Source organism: Planctopirus hydrillae (assembly GCF_001707835.1).
Lineage (GTDB): Bacteria > Planctomycetota > Planctomycetia > Planctomycetales > Planctomycetaceae > Planctopirus > Planctopirus hydrillae.
In genome coordinates this window covers 1-306 of record NZ_LYDR01000111.1, presented here as the reverse complement: position 1 = coordinate 306, position 306 = coordinate 1, and the positions used below count along the sequence as shown (strand labels likewise).

The window sequence follows — 306 nt, the reverse complement described above, 5'->3', positions numbered from 1 at the left end:
TGTGCCGGCCTCTTGGCGGAAAAGGCCGTTACGGCGATTTAAATCGACTAATCCATCGACAAAACGTCGTTGTTCGGTGGCGTTGACCTCCCCACTGGGGGATAATTGTAGGCGATCAAGGCCAAGCTCGTAAATCGCGGCTGTTTTGCTGTTGACGATTTGATTCAGCGGCCGTGACGACGCAATGGCATAATATGCGGGAACGGACCGAAAATCGGTGCTGTCGGCGTTGACCCAGATGCCAGCAATTTTCTGCTTTTCCCGTAATGTTACGGAGCGCATTGGTCCGCGTAGAACAACAGCAAC

Annotated in this window: 1 protein-coding gene; it reads right to left on the bottom strand. The window is 52.9% G+C overall.

Features of this window, described 5'->3' with window-relative positions; translation table 11 throughout:
- Positions 1-306 (bottom strand): TIGR02186 family protein (locus A6X21_RS25900; protein ID WP_205847468.1); only part of this gene is annotated, 306 nt, incomplete at both ends.